The sequence below is a fragment of the Brachybacterium sp. FME24 genome (genome assembly GCF_014897705.1).
Classification (GTDB): Bacteria; Actinomycetota; Actinomycetes; order Actinomycetales; family Dermabacteraceae; genus Brachybacterium.
The window spans coordinates 1-6,744 of sequence record NZ_JABUXV010000038.1 but is presented as its reverse complement, the minus strand read 5'-3'; the positions used below and the strand labels follow the sequence as shown (position 1 = coordinate 6,744).

Annotated in this window: 9 protein-coding genes and 1 pseudogene; all 10 read left to right on the top strand. The window is 68.7% G+C overall.

Annotated elements, in window-relative coordinates; translation table 11 throughout:
• Positions 1-443: integrase core domain-containing protein (locus tag INT51_RS21770; RefSeq protein WP_226986053.1), on the top strand; the 443-nt coding region annotated here is incomplete at its 5' end.
• Positions 347-1,042 carry a phosphotransferase gene (locus INT51_RS21765; protein ID WP_193107484.1) on the top strand — a complete coding sequence of 232 codons (696 nt, stop codon included), beginning with the start codon at positions 347-349 and terminating at the stop codon, positions 1,040-1,042. The genes INT51_RS21770 and INT51_RS21765, both read left to right, overlap by 97 nt.
• A 222-nt stretch (positions 1,043-1,264) precedes the next feature.
• Positions 1,265-1,660 carry an MmcQ/YjbR family DNA-binding protein gene (locus INT51_RS21760; RefSeq protein ID WP_193107483.1) on the top strand — a complete coding sequence of 132 codons (396 nt, stop codon included), beginning with the start codon at positions 1,265-1,267 and terminating at the stop codon, positions 1,658-1,660.
• Positions 1,661-1,939: 279 nt separating this feature from the next.
• Positions 1,940-2,089, top strand: coding sequence for a hypothetical protein (locus INT51_RS21755; protein ID WP_193107482.1), 150 nt, complete (start codon positions 1,940-1,942; stop codon positions 2,087-2,089).
• A gap of 47 nt (positions 2,090-2,136) precedes the next feature.
• Positions 2,137-2,706, top strand: a complete 570-nt coding sequence (locus INT51_RS21750) for a TetR/AcrR family transcriptional regulator (RefSeq protein WP_193107481.1) — start codon at positions 2,137-2,139, stop codon at positions 2,704-2,706.
• Positions 2,700-3,428 (top strand): ABC transporter ATP-binding protein, encoded by a 729-nt coding sequence (locus INT51_RS21745; protein ID WP_193107480.1) that lies wholly within the window; start codon positions 2,700-2,702, stop codon positions 3,426-3,428. Before INT51_RS21750 ends, INT51_RS21745 begins: the two co-directional genes overlap by 7 nt.
• Entirely contained in the window at positions 3,425-4,189 is a 765-nt protein-coding gene (locus INT51_RS21740) for an ABC transporter permease (protein WP_193107479.1), read from the top strand. Before INT51_RS21745 ends, INT51_RS21740 begins: the two co-directional genes overlap by 4 nt.
• Before the next feature lie 74 nt (positions 4,190-4,263).
• A complete protein-coding gene (locus tag INT51_RS21735; RefSeq protein WP_193107478.1) occupies positions 4,264-5,586 on the top strand; it encodes a glycosyltransferase in 1,323 nt (440 codons plus the stop codon).
• A gap of 73 nt (positions 5,587-5,659) precedes the next feature.
• Positions 5,660-6,388, top strand: coding sequence for a TetR family transcriptional regulator (locus tag INT51_RS21730; protein WP_193107477.1), 729 nt, complete (start codon positions 5,660-5,662; stop codon positions 6,386-6,388).
• Between the two features lie 21 nt (positions 6,389-6,409).
• A pseudogene (locus INT51_RS21725) lies at positions 6,410-6,685 on the top strand (ATP-binding cassette domain-containing protein); the annotation flags it as partial.
• Positions 6,686-6,744 lie beyond the last annotated feature (59 nt).

The window sequence follows — 6,744 nt, the reverse complement described above, 5'->3', positions numbered from 1 at the left end:
CTTCCCCAGCAGCAGATGCTGGATTCAGCGTGTCCAAGAACCGGGGTCAGGCCCCCTGCACCGACGAGAAGGCAGCGACCGCGGTCGGAGTTCTCTACCGGGCCAGGGCCTGGTTCGCCGCTCGGGGGGTCGTAGTGCAACGGGTGCTTTCGGATAACGGGGCCTGCTACCGCTCTCATGCCTGGCGGGACGCCTGCGCCGAGTTGGGCATCAAGCACAAACGCACCCGCCCCTACCGACCCCAGACCAACGGGAAGATCGAACGATTCCACCGCACCCTCGGGGACGGCTGGGCTTACGCGCGGTTCTATGACTCAACGGCAGAGCGAAACGCCGCCCTGCCGGACTGGTTGCACTTCTACAATCACCATCGCGCCCACTCCGCTATCGGGGGCCACCCACCAGTCACTCGACTGACCAACCTCCCTGGACATCACAGCTAAGCGGCCGTACCCCCGACGAATGTCCAGATCTGGACCGCACCCAATTCGCCCACGACCTCGGAGCCTTCCTTCGCACACTGCGCGAGGCTCCGACCGACGGCGGGCCGTGGGCCGGTGGACATACCGCCTTTCGCGGCTGCCACCCCAGCGTCTACGCCGATGAGGTGCAGCGCACGCTAAGCCGCGAGCTACCGATAGACACCACGCAGTGCCGCGCCTTGTGGTTGGCCGGCATGGACTCCGCCTGGGAAGGCGAGCCGGTCTGGTTTCACGGCGACATGGCCGTCGGCAACGTGCTGGTCGACAGCGGGAAGCTCAGCGCTGTCATCGACTTCGGGCAGTGTGGCGTCGGCGACCCTGCCTGCGACCTGACCATAGCCTGGACCTACTTTCGAGGCACAGAGCGTCAGGTCTTCGCCGAGGCGGTCAATCTGGATGCGGGCACTTGGCGTCGCGCCAGGGCGTGGGCTCTGTGGAAAGCATTGATCCAGCTAGAGAGTCCGGGCGACGCGTTGTACTCGATCCACAACGATGCGCTTCTCGAGATCCTCGCGGACCCAGTGGCCCCCCGACGAGGCTTGGCGACTCCACACCGCTGAGGATTCTGACAACTTAGCGAGAATCGGGGCACCTGGCCCGTGCCTCACACCGCAGGTCACAGCACTGCACCTCTGACAGCTCGCGCGAGAACCTACAGTTGTCGGTTCCGAGACAAGTTGGCCAGGTCCGAGTTTTCAGGCCTGCCCAGATCTGCCGCGACCGCGCGCCGTCGTGCGGTCAACGATCCGCCAGGGCTTCACGTCAACCGCAGGAGGAATGACATGGACGGCATCGCACTGCAGGAGGTTGCCCGAGCCCGCGCCGAGGAGCTGCCTGCCGCCGCGATGACCCACCCCTTCGGGTCGGAGTACGACGTAGCAAAGGTCGTCGGCCGAATGTTCCTACTGCTCACCGAAGTTCGCGGGGTCCCGGTGGTGGTGGTCAAGGCGGAGCCGCGAGACTCCGAGGCGTTGCGCCAGGCCCATCTGGACATCACCCCCGGCTATCACATGAACAAGCGCCACTGGATCACCCTCGAACCCGGCGGCGGCCTCGACGCAGAGTTCGTGCGGGAGCTCGTGACCGACTCTTACCTGCTGGTCGTCGACGGCCTCCCCCGCGCGAAGCGCCCGGTGGATCCAGAGTCATTCCTCTCGTCCGAGCCAGATCACGCGTGACGAAACGGCGTGGGCGCAGACCAGGGAAGCCCTCCCTTCCCGTCGGCGTGATCGCGCCCCGAGCTACCTGAAGAAGATCCGTCGAGTCGGGCGGAACCGGAAGCGCCTGGGAGGCGATCGCTGGAAGCGCGAGCGGCCGAGCAGTCGGCCTGGGGTGGAAGTCCAGCGGGATCCTTACACTCACCGCACTGCCGAGCATCCGTCGCGAGAGCTGCCCCCCTCGGGAGGCCGACGTCCTCACTGTGCGGGAGGGGACGTGCTCACCTGATTCATGCCGGCATGCCGGACACCACTGTCGAGAACATCGGGCACTGGGCAGCAGGTATCCCGGCGCCCACCTACGCGATCGACGGTGGCACCGCCCTGCGGATCATCGATCGCGAGGTCGAGACCATCTCCGAGGAAAGCTGGAAGCTCTTCACCTCGTGACGAACAAGGGGTGTTATTCACTAACTGTGAGGGAGTAACATCGCGTCGTGGCCATCTCGTCGACAAGCACCCGCGAACGCCTCCAGCAGTGCGCCCTGGCACTGTTCGAGGCGCACGGCTTCGCCGAGACCCCCGTGGCCGCGATCGCGCGGGAGGCCGGGGTCTCACACATGACGTTCTTCCGGCACTTCCCGTCGAAGGGGGACGTGGTGGTCGGTGACCTGTTCGATCCGATGATCGCCGCGGCGGTCGCGAGCGAGCCGGCCGAGCTGCCGGCCCTCGAACGGGCAGTGCGAGGCCTGGTCTCGGCCATGCAGCACGAGGAGGCGACGGCGGAGATGCGATCGCCGCAGTTCCGTCAGCGCCTCCGACTGATCACCTCGACGCCCGAGCTGCGCTCGGCGCTGTGGAGATCCGGGCAGGCGAGCCAGGACGCGATCGCCGAAGCCCTGGCCACCTCAGGGACGTCCGCCGTGGCCGCGCGCACCGCAGCTGGAGCAGTGATGGGTGCGGCCACGGCTGTCCTGATCCATTGGGGCACCGAGCCCGACCGGACCTTCGCGGACGAGGCCTTGCGCGAGAGCCTTCTCAGCCTGCTCCAGGACGCAGGATGGTGAGCGCCCTGGAGATGGTCGCCGTCCGGCGCACCCTGCGGGCCCGTCCGGTGCTGGAGGGACTGAGCCTGACTGTGGACGCCGGCTCGTGCCGAGCCCTGGTCGGCCTCAACGGTGCGGGCAAGACCACCGCCCTGCGGGTGATGCTCGGCATGCTTCGCCCAAACAGCGGATCCATCCGGATCCATGGCCGGGACATCGCGTCCGCTCGAGGCGACCTCTGGGCCCGCGTCGGCCATCTGGTCGAGATGCCGTTCTCCTATCCTGAACTGACGGCCCGGGAGAACATCGCCGCAGCAGCACGTCTCCATGGCGCCTCCGACCCGATGATCCAGGAGTCGATCCACGAGCTCGGTGGAATCCTGAGGATGACCGCATGGCTCGACGTCCCGGCAGCGCGGCTGTCGCTGGGCACCCGGCAGAAGGTCGGCCTGGCGGCCGCCTTCGCCCACCGGCCGGACCTGGTGGTCCTCGACGAACCGACGAACGGCCTGGACCCGCTGGCAGTCGTGGGACTGCGCGAGCTCATCACCACGTTCACCCGTAGCGGCGGCGCAGCGCTCGTCACCAGTCACCACTTCGACGAGGTCGCCCGGATCGCCGACCAGGTCGACATCCTGCACCGCGGACGCGTCCTCGACTCCCTCACCCCGGGTGGACCCGATCTCGAACGCCGCTTCTTCGAGGTCGTGCTGGCCGCCGACATCGCCGAGGGCCGGTCATGACCTCGCCGAGGCGGGCAGCGTACGCGCTGGAGGCGCGGAAGCTCTCCCGCGCCCTGGTCTCTCGCGTCGCTACCGCAGCAACCCTGATCCTCGTGCTCGTCACGACCGCCGGAGGATACGCCGCAGCCCGATACTCGGCGGAGACCGACATGGGGCGCCAAGCGGCTGCCCTGGTCACCGCTCCCGGATGGGCGGGCTACACCGCCCTGGCCACCACGAGCGTCGGCATCACCTCCCTCCTCGCGGTCGGCATCGTCATGGCCTGGAGCGTCGGCAGGGAGTTCACCGATGGCACCATCGTCGGCCTGTTCGCCCTACCGGCCCCGAGATCCACGATCGCCGACGCCAAGGTGTGCGCCGCCGCCATCTGGGCAACCCTCCTGGCCGCCGCCGAGAGCATCCTGGTCACGGCCGCCGGGCTGGCACTCGGCCTGCCCTGGGACGGGGCCGTACGCAGTGTGCTGGCCATCTTCCTGGTCGCCGCGCTCCTCGGGCTCAGCGCTCTGCCGGTCATGTGGATCGCCACCGTGGGACACGGATATCTCGCCGGCATCGCCGCCACCCTGGCACTCGTCGTGGTCACCAACATCGCCGCGGGCTTCGGCCTGGGCCTGGTCATCCCCTGGGCGATTCCCGTGCTGTGGGCGGCTCCCGACAGCGCCGTCCACCCCGCCCTTCTGCTCGCACCTTTCGCAGCCGCCGTCGCCGGGGCGCTCCTCACCCGTCGTGCCTGGGCCAGGCTGGAGCTCGGGAACGCCTGACGATCGCCACGTGCTTGACTGACCATTCAGTCAGCTCTAGGCTGACTGTGCATTCAGTCCGACGAGGAACCGGAGTGCTGACAGGCCCACCGCGGCTCCTCACCAGTCGGCTCCTGCAGCGCGACCAGAAGGAGATGCGCGTCGTGAAAGTTCTGATCCTGACGTTCGGCACTCGGGGCGATGTGGACCCCTACATCGCGCTGGCAGCGCGCTTGTGCGTCGAGGGCCACGAGGCAGTCGTCGGTGCACCGGAGGAGTTCCGCCGCGACGTCGAGGCCTGCGGCGCGGGATTCGAACCGATGGGCACCGAGATGCTCCGCCTGGTCCGCGGCAGCATGGCCGAGATGGCCGGGCCGGCCGATTCCGTCCGACTCATCGCTCGCATGAATCAGGCCATGAAGGCGTCGCTCCTGGAGCAGTGGCGCGCCGCGCAGCGGGTCGAACCGACCCTGATCGTCGCGCACCCCAAGGCTCTCGGCGGCGTCCACATCGCGCAGCGACTGCGGATCCCCGTCGTGGCGTCGATTCCGCTGCCGTTCCTCACCCCCACGGGCGACTTCCCGGTCCCGTTCATCAGCCGTTCGCTGACCGGTCCCGTCAACCGAGCCAGCTACCACGTCAACCGATTCAGCGCGATCGCCTACGGCGGCATGATCAACAGGTTCCGTCGACAAGTCCTCGGCCTCGACCGGATCACCCGGTTCTCCGACTATCTCCACACGGACGACGGGTCGCGCCTGCCGGTGCTGTACGGCTTCAGCGAGCACGTCGTCCCGGTGCCTGCCGACTATCCCGGCAACGCGCACGTGACCGGTTACTGGCACCGCAGCGGCAGCGAGTGGACACCACCGGTCCACCTGGCGGAGTTCCTGCACTCCGAGGACCCGACCGTCTACATCGGATTCGGGAGCATGGGGTTCGGCAAGCACGCCGCCGAACGCGGCCGGCTCATCGCCGAGGCGGTGGATCGCGCCGGGATCCGAGCCGTCGTCGCCACCGGCTGGGGAGGAGTGGACCTGCAGGAGGCATCCCCGCGGATCCTCACCCTCGACGAAGCCCCGCACGACCACCTGTTCCCACGCGTCAGCGCCGTGGTGCACCACGGCGGAGCCGGGACCACCGCTGCCGGGCTGAGGGCTGGCAGACCCACCCTGGTTGCTCCGGTGCTGGGCGACCAGGCGTTCTGGGGGCAGCGGGTGGCAGCGCTGGGAGCCGGCCCGGAGCCCGTGGCCCTGCGGACGCTGACCGTGCAGGTGCTGGCCGATCGCCTGCGTCAGCTCGTCGTCGACCCGCAGTTCTCCCGACAGGCGACCGCCGTCGGAGAACGGCTCCGGCAGGAGGACGGCACCGGCACCGCCGTCCGCGTCCTGGAGAACATCTCCACGGAGCACGGATAGGCCGCTGCCCCATCGCCCCACCCTCGGTCAGCACACGCCGATCGAGCAGTCACGACCACCGAGGAGACCACGCATGGAGACGCCGACGGACAGAGCACCCACCGGGGCGGAGCGGATCCTGGAAGCCGCGATCGACCTGTTCGGAGAGCACGGATTCCGGGCGACGCCCCTGAAGGCGATCGCCGCCCGGGCGGGCGTCTCCCAACCGCTGATCGTGCATCACTACCACTCCAAGGCGGGACTGCGCGCCGCCTGCGACGAGCGCGTGGCGCACATGGTCCGCGTGCGCAAGGAGGAGACGGTCGACGAGGAGAACCAGTTCGACCCGTTCCTCGCCCTGCGTCGCATGCAGGACGGGCGACCGCTGCTGCGCTACCTGACCCGCGCTCTGACCGAAGGCGGGGCCCACACGTCGGTTCTGATCGACGACATGATCGACGACGCCGTGGGCTACCTCGCCCAGGGCGAGCGAGCCGGTCTGATCAAGCCCAGCGCCGTCCCCCGCGACCGCGCCACCTTGCTGGTGATCTGGTCCCTCGGCGCCCTGACCCTGCACGAGCACGTGCATCGGCTGCTCGGAGCCGACTTCCTCGCTGACAGCACCCCGCCGGAGAGCCTGCACCGGTACCTGCGCCCGGCGGTCGAGCTCTACACCCAGGGACTGGTGGAGCAGGGCAGCTTCGACCGACTGACCGCGGTCATCGATGACCCCGCAGCAGCGGGCGCCGAGGCAGGCAGCGACCGCGAGCCACCCGACGTCGGCGACACCAGCCCTGCACGAGACGACGAGAAGGAGCAGTGAGAACACCATGAGGACACCCCCGTGGTCTCCGCGCGAGGCTTGATCAAGACCTTCGGCAGCACCCGTGCACTGGATGGCCTGGACCTCGAGGTCGCGCCGGGCGAGGTGCACGGCTTCCTGGGTCCCAACGGTGCCGGCAAATCGACCACGATGCGCGTCCTGCTGGGACTGCTGCGCGCCGACGGCGGCACCGTCCGTCTGCTGGGCAGCGATCCCTGGGACGACGCCGTCGCGCTGCACCGGCGGCTCGCCTACGTGCCCGGTGACGTCGAGCTCTGGCCGAACCTCACCGGCGGCTAGGTGTGATGTCCAGGGAGGTTGTCCCGCCGCGAGGCGGTGAGTCGAGATGACAAGGG